We start from the raw sequence: 13,774 nt of genomic DNA, 5'->3' as shown, positions 1-13,774 counted from the left end.
ATCACCGCACCGGCCATTCACCTCCATCGCGCACCGCGCCGACCGACCCCGTCGCAAGCGCCAATGTCGCCGCAGCGGCGAGCGCCCCGTTATAGGCGTCGGCAGACGCATTGCGCGCCAGCAGTAACTGGTTCTGCGCCAGATTGGCTTCGGTGACAGGCCCCACGCCCTTGCTATACGCGGCGAAGGCAGCGTCATAGGTAATCTGCGCGGCCTCGGCCAGTGCCCTGGCCGCATCGTAGGCGGCCAGGCTCGATTCGAGCGCGCTCTGGCTGACCACGATCTGGCGCACGGACTCTTCCTTGGCGCGCGTCAGCCTGGCCGACGCGCTGTCGGCGTCGTTGCGCGCCTGTGCCAGCACCGCGGAGCGCACCCCGCCGTCGTAGATCGGTACGGTCACGCCCAGGAACACGCTGGCGCCGTAGCGGTAGCCGTTCAGGTTGACCGTGGGCGGCTGCTGGCCGACCGGCGGAATCGCGGTGATTGCCGAGCCGCCGGACGCGTACGACGTGAATGCAGACATGAACACCTTGGGCATGAAGCCGGCCTCTGCCGCCCTGACCTTGGCCTGGCTGGCGCGTTCGATGGCATAGGCCGCCAGCACGTCTGGCCGGCTTGCAATCGCACGTTCAACGATCTGCTCGATCGAGCTGCGCATGGCCGGCGACAGGAGCCGCACCGGCATCTCGGCTATTTGGGGCCTGGAAAGCGGGGAGATGCCGATGGCCGTGACCAGTGCCAGGTAGGCATCGGTTTCGGCCCCTTGCGCCTGCACCGTGGCGAGATTGGTCTGCGCTCGATTCTGCGTGGCCTGGGCGACTTCCACCACGGTGCCGATGCCGCGCTGGTAGCGCGCCTTGGCGGCGGCAAGCACGGCATCGGCGTTGCGCATCGCCTGCTGCACGGTGGTCGCGCGCGAACGCGCGGCCTGGTAGCGATAGAACGCCGTGCTGACTTCGTGAATGATCTTCTGGTGCGCCGCGGTAAAGCCGATGTTCGCGGCAATCGATGCCTGTTCAGTGGCATCGACAATGCCCGCGCGCTCGCCGAAATCGAACAGCAGCCACTGCAGCGACAGCACCGAGACCGCGCCATGCGTCGACGCGTTTGCGCCCAGCGTGCCCAGCGCCGTGGACGAAGCGCTGTGTCCGTTCTGGTAGCCGCCCATCGCCGCCGCGGAGATGTACGGCAGGTAGCTGCTCCTGGCGATGCCGGCGGCCAGTGCGGCATTGCGCGCGTCGTTCCAGGCAATCCGGGTCAGCGGGTTGGTGGATTCTGCTAGGTCGATCAGCTCGGGCAGCGTGTAAGCGTGCGTGGTATCGAGTGCAGCTGGCGGGGGCACGGATGCCAGCGCGGTGTTGGCCGGCAGCGTGTAGTCGGATGGCCGGGTTGCCGGTGCCGGCTTGCTGGCCGCGCCCGGCACGATCTCGCCGGACGCGGTGGTCTCGGGCTGCCATGGCCGGTCGGAGGCCGGCGGGGCCAGGTCGAGCGACGCGGTGGCACATCCGGCCAGCGTCACGGCGGCGACCAGTGTCAGCGGGATCGCCAGCGAATCAGGTTTGCGCATGAATGGAAGTTGGAGAGGTCGCAGCCGGTGCCTCGGCGGGCGAATCCGCCAGGCGCCGGTCGACCAAGGTCAGCAGGGCGTGACGGACCTTGTCGGCTTGTGCATCGTGGGTGCCGTTGGCAGCTTGCGCAGTTGGCGCTACAGCGTCGGTAGCCTGCGGCGTGTGCAATCGCCGTGCAATTTCCGGGTCGCCGGGAAAGCGCTCCGCGAGTAGGAACAGGGGGCCCGCAATCGCATCGAGCGCGGCCAGGCGCCGGCGCCTGTCTTCGATCCAGTCCCGCCCCGGGCTGACCGATGCGGGTTCATAGTTGGCCAGGATCAGGTCCTGCGTGATCTCAGTGTGCCGTGCCATGGCGGCCGCGGCATGGCTGCGTCGGGCATCGGGCCGACGCGCCTCGGTCAGTTGCTGCCATTGCGTGACCAGTGCCGCCAGTGCCGCCTCGATGCGGCTGGCAATACTGACTGGCCAGATCCGCGTGAAGACCAGGTACACAACCAGATTGCCCAGCACCACGCCAATCACCCGGTCGCGCGCAATGGTCAGGTCAAAGCCCGGTCCGGAACCCTGGATGACGCACAGGTAGAACGCAAACGCCACCTGGAAGCCTGCGTAGGCAATGCGCGGCGAGCCCTGCGCCACCCATGCCGATATCCACGTGCCGGCAAACACCAGCAGCATCAGCCCGCCCACCGAGGTGAGTGATGGCACCACGTAGACAATGGCTGCCGTGCCGATCACCGCGCCGACCAGGCAGCCGGCCAGCCGCAGCGTCAGCTTTTCCACGGTTTCCGCCGCGGTGCCAAGCGACACCAGGTAGCAGGTGATAAAGCAGGTATGAATGCCGGGCCAGTTCAGCTGCTGATACAGCAAGTAGCAGAACATTGCCGCGCCGGTGGTCTTGAGGGCGTAGCGGACATGGGCCGGATTCGAGAACGCGTCGGCATCGAGGAAGCCGCCATGTGCCTGGTCGGCTTGCTCCTGCGGCGCGGGGTCGCCTGGCTCTGCGTAGCGGTTGATGGCGCCGACTAGTTCCGCGGCAACCGCTTCCTGCACGGGCGACAGCCCTGCAATACCGGGCACGCTCAGCCCGATTTCCACCGGATAGCCGCCGGCATCGAGCATGCGCGCCATGTCGTCGAGCGTAGTGGCGATGGGCACGGCAACGGCTGCCGGCAGTTGCGCCCCGGGCTGCCGGCGTGCGACATCTGCCGCCAGCAGAATCGCCATGGTCGACGACGCGGCCTGCCGCAGTGCCAGCAGATCCTGCGCGTCGATGCTGCCTTCGATCTTCGCCAGCTTCAGCCAGCCTGCGACAGGCTGGACGCCATCGCGCAAGGCCTCGTGCAGCGCCTCTGGGTCACCATCGGGAGCCTGCAGGCTGTGTGCAGCAAGCTGCAGGCAATGGGCCAGGCGGTCGGTCGCCAGCCGGCGCGGCGCCGGGCCCAGCACCAGGTTGACCACCACATTGACGCCGAGGGGAATCGCCACCATCAGCCAGGCATAGAGCAGGGCACGCGTAGCGATTTCGCCAGACGGCACCAGCCCGAGTTCGTCGAGCCCAAAGCCGATGATCATCGCCACGATGGCGCCGACCGGCCGCAGCTTGCTGGCCGAGGCCAGGAACAGTACTGCCGCCGACACCACCGCCATGCACGCCACGCGGCGCAGCGGGTCGTCGACGCTGAAATCGGCGAGCCATATCACCAGGCCGATGATCATGCTGACCAGCACCAGCGCGGCCACGCTCATGACGACGCTGGAGGTACGGTCGGCCCGGTTGATGAAGAAAATCACATAAGCGGAGATGGCCGCCTCAGGGGTGCCGTAGATACTGGTCACCAGTACCGTCAGGGTACAGGCCACCGTGATGCGCGTGGCAGCTGCCGCACGGCCGGGGAGCGGCGCCAGCAGGGCCCGGATATCCGCCAGGCCCAGGCGCAACTTGTCAGCTGCAGGCTGCGCCATGCCGGATCTCGACGGTTGCGCTCGCGCCCACCCTGGCCAGCGCTTCCGGCGGATCTGCCAGCTTGATGCGCACCGGGAAGCGTTTGGCCACGCGTACCCAGTTCACGGACGGCTGGACATAGGGCAGGGAGCGCGGCAGGTTCACGCGGTCGGTATCGGTGATGCCGACACCGATGCCTTCCACCTTCCCGCGGATGGCCTGGCGCCGGTCGATCATCGAATAGACCGTGGCACAGTCGCCGACATGGATATCAGCCAGGTAAGTCTCGCGGAAGTTCGCCACCGCGAACCATTCCCCGGTATGCACCAGCAGGAACAGCGACTGGTTGGGGAGCACGACCTCGCCGGACAGCACCGTCAGCCCGCTCACGCGGCCGGCATGCGGGGCGCGCACCACGGTGTCGTCAAGCGCACGCCGCGCAATCGCCAGTGCCGCCTCGCGCGCATGCACGGTGGCGATGGCGCCGGCTTCATCACCGACCGCCTGTGCCGTGGCGGCGCGCTGCACGTTGGCCTGCTTCAAAGTCACCGCGGCGTCGCGCTGCGCCACCTGCGCCTGGTCCAGCTGCTGCCTGGGCACGTAGCCGTCCGCAGCCAGCGGGCGCAACCGTTCCACCGTGCGCGCCGTGAGCGCGTAGTTCTGCTCGGCCCGTGCGATCTGGTCTGACGCCACCGCCGCCGTGGCCTGCTCGGTGGCAATCGTGCGCCGCCGCGTGCCAAGGGTTGCCTGCGCCAGCTCCAGGTCGGCACGGGCCTGGGCCACGGCCAGCTGATACGGCACCGGATCGATCTCGAACAGGACATCGCCCTTGGCCACCAGCTGGTTCTCCGCCACATGGATGCGTGCAATCCGGCCGCCTACCGGCGACGCAACGTGGACCAGGTCGGCATCGAGCGAGGCATCGTCCGATGCCGGGAAGCGAAGCGTGCGATGGTAGGCGTAGAAGGACAGCAGGGCGGCCAGCAGGACGATGACCAGGGCGATCAGTTTGCCGCGCAGCGGGCTTTTGCGGAGGCCGGCCATTTTCATAGGATGTGTCCCGTACCCAGTAGCCAGACGATTTCAGCAATCATGACGCCGATCGCCGTATTGACCAGAAGCTGGTAGCGGACCGTTTCCGCCCAGCCCGTCATGATGAAGATCCGATAGGACACGACCGCGCCGGCAATGCCAAGCACGGCGCTCAGGAGCCAGAGCGGGAAATAGGCACCGAACAGGCTGAAGGACGGCGCGCCGGCGCAACCGTAGAGCGATGCCGCCAGCGCGGCGGGCAAAAGCGTGCGTGCCATATAGGTTGGACCAGGATCGATCCACGCAATATAGCAGCGCGGATTCGGGCTTGTCCAAGGCGCGGGCAGCGTGGGCGCGCCGGTTGTCGCGTCGGCGATCCAGGATGATCGCGAACGCAGGCGCGCGGCTATGGCAAATGCTTGCCGGGGAGCGTGGGTGCAGCTCCGCGCGCGTTGATCGGGCGTGCGCTACGCGGGTCGGCGGCTTGCCTGCCTGGCTTTGCCGTATTGAACCTGCGCCCCGTGGGCATGCCGCGATTGCTGTCGGTGCCGTGCGTCGGACCGGCGAACGCGCCGATCCTGACTTCCTCGCCCATTCCCCCCACGACATGCTGCGCAAAGGCGGCCCCCGAGGCGGTAGTCAGCATGGCCATTGCCATCAGCGGGTACGCGTGGATCTTCTTCATATGTGGCTGTTTTCCGTGTGGTGGGCCCGGGCGGGCAAGGTTCAGGCAGCGGAGGGTAATTCAACCGGATGTCCGTGTATGTAAGCTATTGTTAGCGACACCGGCAGTCGGGTAGGGATGCATGATTGGCGCGAGTTGTTCCAACAATCAAGGAATGGATAAAAGTGCTTCATGGTGCGCACTTGATGCCGTCCGGAGCCATCCCCGATCAGGGGGGGCTGGCCCATTTTCCTGCCCGGTGCGGTGTCAGACGTGCCCGAGGAACTGCCACCAAAGCGGGCCGATCACCAGCCAGACGAACATGTAGATAAGGCTCATCAGAAAGCCAGCCTTCCACCATTCCCCCTGGGTGACGTAGCCCGCGCCGAACATGACCGGTCCGGAGCCGATGCCATATTGGGTCAGGCAACCGTTGACATTGCTCAGGACGCCCAGGGCGACCGCCGCGGTGAAAGGCGGGATGCCGGCCGCGACCATCAGCGCCATGGACAGGGGGAAGAGCGCGCTGATATGTGCCGTGGCGCTGGCGAAGAAGTAGTGAATGTAGCAATAGATCGCCGCCACCAGCATATAGACGGCCAGCCTGTGGAAGCCCTCGAGGTGCGCCCCGAACTCCTTGCCGAACCAGGAGACCATGCCGTACTCATTGAGCTTGGAGGCCAGCATGATCAGCAGACCGATCCAGATCATGGTGTCCCAGGCGGACTTCTCGTTCAGGGCATCGTCCCAGGTCAGCACGCCGGTGATGAACAGCAGCGAGACGCCGAGAGCCGCCGCCAGCGTTGCGCCGATGGCCAGGTCCTCACCGAAAATCCAGAGCACCAGCAAGCCAAGGAAAATTGCCGCCATGATGATTTCCTTGGCGGAGATGGGGCCTAGGGCGACGAGTTCCCGTTGGGCCAGGGCCGTTGCATCGGGTGTCTGGCGGATCTGCGGCTGGACAATCCACAGCATGGCGACCGGAATGATGGCCAGGCACACCAGGCCGGGAACCGATGCGGCCACCGCCCAGTCGAGCCAGCTGATCGAGACGCCCTGGTCCGCGGCCAGCTTGACCGCAAGGGGATTGCCAGCCATCGCCGTGATGAACATGCCTGCGGTAATGATGTTCGCGTGGAAGGCGCAGAGGATCAGATAGCTTCCCACCTTGCCGCGGGAATCCGGGTCATCGGCATGGCTGCCGAGGACTTCCGCTATCGCCTTGGTAATCGGCAGCATCACCCCGCCGGCGCGGGCGGTGATGCTTGGCATGGCGGGCGAGATCATGAGTTCGGTCAGGGCCAGCCCATAACCAAGTCCCACGGTTCGCTTGCCCAGCAGGCGCATGAACAGCAGGGCAATGCGGCGCCCCAGCCCGGTCTTGATGACGCCTCGGGAAATGAAGAAGGCGAGCATCACCAGCCAGACCAGGTCGGTGCCCGTGGATTTGGTGACGTCGGCAAAGGACACGACACCAGCAAGCACGCCTGCCGTGGCGCCGATAATGGCGACGGCGGCCATGGGCAGGGGGGCGGTCATGATGCCGGCGATGGTGGCGACAAATACCGCGAACATGTGCCACGCCTTCACCTCCAGGCCGGCCGGCGCCGGCAGAAACCAGAGGACGATGCCGATTCCCACCGGGACTAGAAATCTCCAGAGATCTTTGAGATGCCCAGCGGGGGCCGCTGGTTTCGCGGCCGGGGAGCTTGCAGGCGGTGGAGCCTTGGCGGGCGATACATCCATGATCAGCCTCCTGGCGGCGGCGTGGTTCGGTACTCCGGAGCGTGCGCGATGCCCCTACCGGTCCAGCAGCACGCTGTCGGTCGCCTCCTTGACGATGCGCGCGCTGCGCCGCAGGCTCTCGCGCTCGGTGGGGTTGAGTTCCGGGTAAGCCAGCAACTGCGCTCCGCCGCCATTGACCACCATCGGCAGCGACACGCACACCTCTGGCACGCCTTCGACTTCGGGATGTACGATGCCAACCGTGAGAATCAGGTCGGCGTTATGCACGATGGCCTGGCAGATTCGCCCGATCGCACTGGCGATGCCATAGTGGGTGGCGCCCTTGCCTTCCTTGATGAGCTTGGCCGCCTCGTGCACGGAGCGCAGGATCAGATCGCGGCTGGCTGGCCCCAGCTCCTTGCCGGTCCTGGACAGGAAGGTTTCGAGGGGCATGCCGCAGACCGTTGCACCCGACCATGCGATGACCGCGGATTCGCCGTGTTCGCCGACAACGTAGGCGTGAATCCCCGGCGCCACGACGCCCAGCCGCTCGGACAGAAGCGATCGCAGCCGTCCTGTGTCGAGAGAGGTGCCTGTGCTGATGACGCGCTCCCGCGCGCAGCGCAGGCGGTCAAAAACGACGCCAGCCAACACATCGCAGGGGTTGGTCGCGATGACGTAGATGGCATCCGGCGCCAGGGGCGCAATGCGATCCACGATTTCCGCCGCGATGCCCGCATTGGTCTTGGCCAGGTCCAGGCGAGTCTGCCCCGGCTTCACGCCGACGCCGGCAGTGATGACGACGACGTCCGCGTCGCGAGCGTTCTCGTAGTCGCCCGCATAGAAACGATTGTTTCCCCAGAATGCGGCGGAGTGGGCGAGGTCCAGCGCCTGCCCTTCGGCCCGGATTCGGGCAACATCGATGATGACCACCTCCGCGCTCGGGATGGCCACGGCCGCAAACAGGGCCGCCGAGCCGCCAACCAGTCCTGCGCCGACCACGACAATCTTGGGTTGATGCATTGGCATGCCTCCCACGTGCCTGGATAGTCGTATACCTGAATTAGGGCCCAGTCCGTGAGTGCCAACGCAAATGTGGAGTGACGGGCGCGGGGCAGGCGAATAACCGTTCGTATGCTATGGTTTATAGACCTTTTCGGTAGAAGCGCCAGCGTTGTGCCGACGCCGCCGAACGACGGTATGCCACAGACGGGGCTCGAGGAGTAAGTCATGCATCCCAGCAAGCTAATCGTGGCGGCGGTACTTGCCGCGGCAACTCTTCCGGTGCTGGCACAGCCCGAGACTCGCGTGGACACGGTGTCGGGCGTGGGGGCTACCAAGACCACCGGCACGGTCAAGGCGACCGCCACGGTGGTGGCCATCGATGCCGCCACGCGCACCATTTCGCTCAAGAACAAGCAGGGCAAGGTCACGGACGTACAGGTCGGCGAGGACGTGCGCAACTTCGAGCAGCTCCGCGTGGGCGACATGGTCACGGTCGAGTACACGCAGGCCTTGTCAGTGACCCTCGCCAGGCAGAGTGGCATGCGCTCCAGCACCGAACGCGAGACCGCCGACCGGGCCGCTCCTGGCGCCAAGCCCGGCGGCATGGTCGGGCGCGAGGTGACGGTGACTGCCGACGTGGTGGCCGTCAACGCCAAGACCGGCATGGTGACGCTCAAAGGGCCAAGAGGCAAGACGGTGGACGTGCATGTCGTGGATCCGAAGCAACTGAAGGCGGTTCGACGCGGTGACCAGGTGCAGGCCGTCTACACCGAAGCCCTTGCCATTTCCGTCACGCCCAAGCATGCCCGCTGAGTAAGGCGGCGCCGGGTGGGAGTATGCCGATGGGTTTTCTGGGGTGGTTGCGCCGGCGCAAAGCGCAAGTCCACGCGCACGACAGGCAAGAGATTGCCGAGCTGACCGAGCGCGTGACCCGGATCTATCCGCGCTTGCGTCTGGTATCACGCTACCAGCAGCGGCTTCGGCCTGCGCTCGAGCAAGCGCAGGACTACGTGCGCGAACTGGTCCAGGGTCTTCCCGCGCCGCGGGAGGCCAGCATGCAGGCATGGGGTGACGATCCCTATATTCACGCCTTCTTCGGCACGCCGCGTGACGTGCAGCTGGCCTTCAGCCGTTCTCCTGATCTGCGAGCGTTCTTCGAACAGTCGCCCGATACGCCGCAGGCGTTTGCAGTGCTGGGGATGGCGATGACCGAGCGGCGCACGCTCGGGGTTGCGCTGGAAGGCGATGTCATGCGCACGGAAGTGCCGCAAACCACCGTCAGTTTCGGCGATCATAAGGTCAGGATCATCGCTCGCAGCGAGGCCGCGCTGCGCGAGGAAATTGTGCGGCGCATGTTCGATCAGTTCAGCATGGAGGGTCTCGCCCGTTTCGCTGCCGGCAAGTCACGCCGCGACGTTCTCGCGCGCGAGCAGGCGCTGCTGGTGGCGCGCCTGCGCCTGCTCCAGCAGCAAGGCACCGGCATGCGTTCGGTGCTCGGCGGCGATGCCGACGCAAGTCCCGGCGAGCAGGCCAACCTGAGCGGGCAGATTGCCGCGAACGAGCAGGAACTTGCGCAGCTCGGCCCCGAAACCGGGGCGCTTGACCGTCAACTGGAATGTCTGGCTGAGGTCCTGGCGGACGCACGCTCCTGCTTTTCCATCGAGCAAAGACATTTGCGGCTTAGTGCCATGAACGTGCTGCTCGCGACGGACAGCGCGGGGCCGGCATACGACATCGACCTGCTCACTGCCCACGTCCCGGGCGATCCGCCGCTGGTGCGATCCGTCGAACTGGTGCGTTTCGCGCGTGGCGACATGCTGTCGCCCACCGCCCTGATCGAGGAGGCGGAGCGCCTGCTGTGAAAGCGCGGCGGCGACGAGCAGGCGCGGAGTTGTCTGGCCGCGTCCGGCTTTTGCCCGCACTACGCCGTTCTTATCCAGGCACGAACGCGCAAATGCATCGTTGTGTGCACTTTTCCCCACCCGAATTGGTGCACACATCCAGGTGTGGCTTGACGCACAGGCAAACGCATTCGAAGCTTCAGGGCCATAGTTTGCAGCGATTCGCACGCATCGCGCAGACAGTCTCCCCTGGAGGGTCGTATGCGATTGCCAAGAGCTCTTCCGCTGCATCAGTACCTGTGGGTGCTGTTTGGTTCGCTGGTCTTTCTTGTCGGCGCCTTGTCGTGCGGCATCAACTACCTGATGACGAAGGCAGCGTTGGAGGCTGCCACTGCCGACACTACACGCAGGATCAGCCAGCAGATGCTTGATGAGGTCGACGAGTTGCTGGCGCCCGCGCAAATCGCCGTCAAGCTGGTCAGCCATAGCTCTCTTGCGGAGGCCCGGACCCTTCAGGCCCGCATGGCGCGACTCGGCCTGGTGCGCGATGCACTGGAGAACGCACCTGCGCTGCAGTCGCTCTACATAGGCTATGCGGACGGCGCGTTTTTCTATGTTCGATCCTTGCGCCAGGACTCGGACCGGGCCATTTTCAAGGCGCCAGCCACGGCCGCCTATGCCGTTCGCAGTGTCGAACGCAGCGGTACGGCGCCCACCGGGCAGACCAGTTTCTTTGATGCCGATCTGGCTCACCTCTCGACAGTTGACGACACGGACTTTGCGCGCCGGTTCGACCCCAGGGCTCGCGCATGGTACCAGGCCGCCATGGCTTCTGAGGCGCTGGTGCGAACGGATCCGTACCTCTTTTTTTCGGACCGGGAAGCCGGCAGCACCTTTGCCTCACGTACACCCGAGCGCAGGGCCGTAGTGGGGGGCGATTTCCGGCTGGACTTCCTTGGGCAGATGCTGGCAAGGAAGAAGGCCACTGCGAGCACGATGCTGGCGCTGCTTGATAGCCGTGGCAAAGTGCTGGGCATAGACAGCAGGCTGCCCGAATCTTCAACGGCGCCCGACGTCGCCCAGGCCGATCTTCACGCGGCTGCGGGCGCGTATGGCATTCCGATACTCACCGCGCTGGCATCGGCCATGTCATCCAGCGGGGGCGCCCCCAGGCGCGAGACGTTGTCCGTGGACGGGGTAACCTGGTACACGACGACAGACCCGATTCCCGCTCCGAAAGGCAAGCCGCTTTTCCTGTTGTCTGCCGTACCTGAGGACGAACTGCTGGCGGATGCAAGATACCAGGCGTGGATAGGAATAGCCGTCACGGTTGGCATCGTCCTGCTTTGCATGCCATTGCTCTGGCTGGTGTCGCGCCGCATTGCCAGGCCGTTGGACGTCTTGTCAGAAGGGCTGGAAGGGATTCACCATTTCGACTTTCATCATCCATTGTCGGTACAGACCCAAATCAGGGAGGTCAATGCGCTCAGCAGCGCCACCGAACAAATGAGACAGACCATCAGGCGCTTTCTCATCATCGTGCAGGCCATCGCTGCCGAAGGGCGCCTCGAGCAGCTATTGCCTGTACTGCTGAAAAAGACGCTGAACGAGGCTGAAGGAAAGGCCGGTATCTTCTATCTGGCTGATGGCGATGATCTCGCAGTGGTTGCCGCGCAGGATTGCTACGGCAATGACATGGCACCGGGTCTGTCGCGGCTATCGCTTGGCCAGGCCTTGCCGCTGATCCGCACCGCTGCCAGTGAAGGCAGCCCGCAAAGCGGCTGCCTGACGAAGGACGAACTCCAGTCCGCTGCATTGGGGGCGTTGTCCCTGGGCGAAGTGAATCACGCCGTCGCGATGCCGCTGGTCAATCGGCAACACGAGCTTCAGGGACTCATCCTCGTGCTGCGCGAGACGCCGATGGAAGCCGCCCAGCTTGCCTTCGTGAGCACATTGGCCAGTCTCTACGCCGGGGCGATTGAGGTTCGGGAGCTCACCAATGCCCAGCGCGAGCTGTTCAACGCGTTCATCCGCTTGCTGGCGGATGCGATTGATGCAAAAAGCCCGCACACCGGTGGCCATTGCTCCCGGGTGCCAGAGCTGGCCAGGATGCTGGCTCAGGCGGCATGCGATGCCAGGGAAGGTCCCTTTCAGTCGTTTTCCATGAGCGAGGCGCAGTGGGAAGCCTTGCACGTTGCAGCATGGCTGCATGATTGTGGAAAGGTGACGACCCCCGAGTACATCATCGACAAGGCAACGAAGCTGGAAACGCTGTACGACAGGCTCCACGAGGTGCGCATGCGCTTTGAAGTCCTGAAGCGCGAAGCCGAGATCCGCTGCCTGCGCGGTATCGCCGCGGGGGAGGACGCCGCTGACGCCATCTCGAGGCGAGACACGACGCTGCAGGAACTGGATGACGACTTCGCCTTCGTCGCCGAATGCAACCAGGGTGGTGAATCCATGGATGCAGGCCGCAAAGAACGGCTGCGCCGGATTGCCGCACGCACCTGGACCCGAACGCTGGACGACCGCATCGGCCTGTCCCCGGACGAGCGCGCGCGCAAAGCCGGCATACCCGCTGCGGCACTGCCCGCGCAAGAGCCGCTGTTGGCGGACAAACCGGAACACCTGGTGCCGCGGAGCGTGCACGATACGATTGCCGCTGGCAATCCGTGGGGATTCAAGCGGAACACGCCAGCCTATCTGTACCACCGGGGCGAACTGCACAACCTGATGGTGGGACGGGGTACGCTCTGCGAAGAAGAGCGCTTCAAGATCGAAGACCACATCGTCCAGACGCAGATCATGCTGTCGCGTTTGCCGTTCCCCAAGCATTTGCGCCAGGTGCCGGAGATTGCCGGCAGCCATCACGAGAAGATGGATGGAACCGGATACCCGCGCCAGCTGCGTCAAGAGGATATGAGTCCGCTCGCCAGAATGCTGGCGGTCGCGGATATCTTTGAAGCGCTGACTGCGGCGGATCGACCGTACAAGAAAGCCAAGACGCTGTCCGAGTCGGTCCATATCATGTCAGTGGCCGCGGCACAGCACCATATCGATCCCGAACTGTTCCAGCTGTTCCTGGCATCCGGTGTCTATATGCAGTATGCGCAACGGTTCATGCACGCTGACCAGATCGACGAGGTTGACATTGCACGATACGGTGTGCGAAGCACGACGCGCGGGAGCGCTGAAACATGACTGATCTGCTTGAGCGATGCCGCTCCGCTCCCTGCAAAAAAAATCCCCCGAGGCTGTGACTCGGGGGAGTTGCTGGTTTATGGCCGAGGAGGCTGAGTGCCGGACACGTATTTTTTTTCAGGGGACTTTTTTCTGTAATTCCTTACATGCTGTCGCCAACGAGTCGATCGCGGTTGGTGATTCATGCGCCATCGGTGAACGCGTCGCGTCTATCCGTGACTTTCGCCCCATCTGAATAGACGTCAAATTTTGTGGTCTTCCCCCCATCGGAATATGGGTCTCGCGGCCCCATCGTGCTGGCGCCGTCAGTGTAGACATCCCGCGCCCCGATGCCGGCATAGGCAATTCCGGCACTAAGCGCCGCACTCGCCGCAGCGAGCAGTATGACTGTCTTTATCATTTTTCTTACCTCCATTTCAGGTCGTTGCAAAAACACCGAAACGATTCTTCTTTCGCTTCAGCTTGAGGGTCGCAACTTCGCACAAGTGCAATGAAATGTAGGCCCTGACAGCAAGCATATGAATAAGGCTTTTTTCCGAAAAGAGGCTAGGGGATTGCCCTAGCCGGTCGGCAAGGAAGACTCACCCTGCATTACTGCACGGTGGCGATCGAATCCGTCCGGCCACGCTTACCGCGCGGGGGAGTTCTGAAGTAGATTCATAGTAGTGTTGCGGCACCATGGTTTTGCAGCACTTCGCCTTGCATCGATTCGGTGCAGGCTCGTGATTTGCCGCAGCTGCATGGAACATTCACTTTCGCAAGAGTGTCGTCATTCCGCTTAACGATAGAAATG

General features: G+C 64.4%; 10 protein-coding genes. 3 read left to right on the top strand and 7 right to left on the bottom strand.

What is annotated here, in order from left to right; translation table 11 throughout:
• Position 1: 1 nt before the first annotated feature.
• From CNE_RS10120 to CNE_RS10090, 7 genes are all read right to left on the bottom strand, one after another.
• Positions 2–1,567 (bottom strand): TolC family protein, encoded by a 1,566-nt coding sequence (locus CNE_RS10120; protein WP_013957043.1) that lies wholly within the window; start codon positions 1,565–1,567, stop codon positions 2–4.
• Positions 1,554–3,533 (bottom strand): FUSC family protein, encoded by a 1,980-nt coding sequence (locus tag CNE_RS10115; RefSeq protein WP_013957042.1) that lies wholly within the window; start codon positions 3,531–3,533, stop codon positions 1,554–1,556. The genes CNE_RS10120 and CNE_RS10115 overlap by 14 nt, the downstream gene beginning before the upstream one ends.
• Positions 3,514–4,563: a multidrug transporter subunit MdtN gene (gene mdtN / locus CNE_RS10110; protein WP_013957041.1), complete on the bottom strand. Its 1,050-nt coding sequence runs from the start codon at positions 4,561–4,563 to the stop codon at positions 3,514–3,516. The genes CNE_RS10115 and mdtN overlap by 20 nt, the downstream gene beginning before the upstream one ends.
• Positions 4,560–4,823: a hypothetical protein gene (locus tag CNE_RS10105; protein WP_013957040.1), complete on the bottom strand. Its 264-nt coding sequence runs from the start codon at positions 4,821–4,823 to the stop codon at positions 4,560–4,562. Before CNE_RS10105 ends, mdtN begins: the two co-directional genes overlap by 4 nt.
• Positions 4,824–4,951: 128 nt before the next feature.
• A complete protein-coding gene (locus CNE_RS10100) occupies positions 4,952–5,230 on the bottom strand; it encodes a hypothetical protein (RefSeq protein WP_013957039.1) in 279 nt (92 codons plus the stop codon).
• A 246-nt stretch (positions 5,231–5,476) separates the two neighbouring features.
• A complete protein-coding gene (locus tag CNE_RS10095; RefSeq protein ID WP_013957038.1) occupies positions 5,477–6,955 on the bottom strand; it encodes a DASS family sodium-coupled anion symporter in 1,479 nt (492 codons plus the stop codon).
• 54 nt (positions 6,956–7,009) lie between these two features.
• Entirely contained in the window at positions 7,010–7,957 is a 948-nt protein-coding gene (locus CNE_RS10090) for a lactate/malate family dehydrogenase (protein WP_013957037.1), read from the bottom strand.
• 207 nt (positions 7,958–8,164) lie between these two features.
• Here CNE_RS10090 and CNE_RS10085 point away from each other — a divergent pair, with 207 nt between their 5' ends.
• The 3 genes from CNE_RS10085 to CNE_RS10075 all read left to right on the top strand — a co-directional run bounded on the left by CNE_RS10085 (position 8,165) and on the right by CNE_RS10075 (position 12,981).
• Entirely contained in the window at positions 8,165–8,752 is a 588-nt protein-coding gene (locus CNE_RS10085; protein WP_013957036.1) for a hypothetical protein, read from the top strand.
• Between the two features lie 29 nt (positions 8,753–8,781).
• Positions 8,782–9,801 carry a hypothetical protein gene (locus CNE_RS10080; RefSeq protein ID WP_041227960.1) on the top strand — a complete coding sequence of 340 codons (1,020 nt, stop codon included), beginning with the start codon at positions 8,782–8,784 and terminating at the stop codon, positions 9,799–9,801.
• 240 nt (positions 9,802–10,041) lie between these two features.
• On the top strand, positions 10,042–12,981 hold the full coding sequence (locus tag CNE_RS10075; RefSeq protein ID WP_013957034.1) for an HD domain-containing phosphohydrolase: 2,940 nt from the start codon (positions 10,042–10,044) through the stop codon (positions 12,979–12,981).
• Positions 12,982–13,774 lie beyond the last annotated feature (793 nt).

The sequence above is a fragment of the Cupriavidus necator N-1 genome, from assembly GCF_000219215.1.
GTDB lineage: Bacteria > Pseudomonadota > Gammaproteobacteria > Burkholderiales > Burkholderiaceae > Cupriavidus > Cupriavidus necator.
Note: the sequence above shows the minus strand (reverse complement) of the source record. Positions and strands in the feature narration are given on the sequence as shown.

Excerpts from the sequence above, each read along its gene's own strand:
- CNE_RS10120 (WP_013957043.1), bottom strand. The coding sequence starts at position 1,567 with ATGCGCAAACCTGATTCGCTGGCGATCCCGCTGACACTGGTCGCCGCC.
- CNE_RS10115 (WP_013957042.1), bottom strand. The coding sequence starts at position 3,533 with ATGGCGCAGCCTGCAGCTGACAAGTTGCGCCTGGGCCTGGCGGATATC.
- mdtN (WP_013957041.1), bottom strand. The coding sequence starts at position 4,563 with ATGAAAATGGCCGGCCTCCGCAAAAGCCCGCTGCGCGGCAAACTGATC.
- CNE_RS10105 (WP_013957040.1), bottom strand. The coding sequence starts at position 4,823 with ATGGCACGCACGCTTTTGCCCGCCGCGCTGGCGGCATCGCTCTACGGT.
- CNE_RS10100 (WP_013957039.1), bottom strand. The coding sequence starts at position 5,230 with ATGAAGAAGATCCACGCGTACCCGCTGATGGCAATGGCCATGCTGACT.
- CNE_RS10095 (WP_013957038.1), bottom strand. The coding sequence starts at position 6,955 with ATGGATGTATCGCCCGCCAAGGCTCCACCGCCTGCAAGCTCCCCGGCC.
- CNE_RS10090 (WP_013957037.1), bottom strand. The coding sequence starts at position 7,957 with ATGCATCAACCCAAGATTGTCGTGGTCGGCGCAGGACTGGTTGGCGGC.
- CNE_RS10085 (WP_013957036.1), top strand. The coding sequence starts at position 8,165 with ATGCATCCCAGCAAGCTAATCGTGGCGGCGGTACTTGCCGCGGCAACT.
- CNE_RS10080 (WP_041227960.1), top strand. The coding sequence starts at position 8,782 with ATGGGTTTTCTGGGGTGGTTGCGCCGGCGCAAAGCGCAAGTCCACGCG.
- CNE_RS10075 (WP_013957034.1), top strand. The coding sequence starts at position 10,042 with ATGCGATTGCCAAGAGCTCTTCCGCTGCATCAGTACCTGTGGGTGCTG.